This is a genomic window from Chitinophaga sp. 05T412, assembly GCF_056396465.1.
The window spans coordinates 1-314 of the sequence record NZ_JBFTLN010000122.1 but is presented as its reverse complement, the minus strand read 5'-3'; the positions used below and the strand labels follow the sequence as shown (position 1 = coordinate 314).

At 50.3% G+C, this 314-nt stretch carries 1 protein-coding gene; it reads left to right on the top strand.

Translation table 11 applies throughout. The features are described from left to right. The coding region (locus AC1DFM_RS34965) for a hypothetical protein (protein ID WP_477081411.1) at window positions 1-314 on the top strand (314 nt) is incomplete at both ends.

Sequence of the window (314 nt, the reverse complement as noted above, 5' to 3'; positions counted from 1 at the left end):
GCATTCCGGTGAATGGTACCAATGGAACTACTACTATTCAAACGCTGCCTAACGGTGTATTCAGCGATGAAGGCGCGTTGTTCATAGATGGTAATAAGAGCGATGTGAAGATGCCAGCGCGTAGTACAAGTCTTTACATCAAAGATAACACAGACCCTTCAAAGAAGGTACTGACCATCGTATCAGACAGCACCGCCCTGGCTGAAGGTAACTCAACAGCATTCAAAATGTCGCTGCCGGCAGGTTACCACTCCGCTAAACCGCTGACCATTGCACTGACAACCAGAGCAGCCGGAACGGAAGCCGCAAGCCGC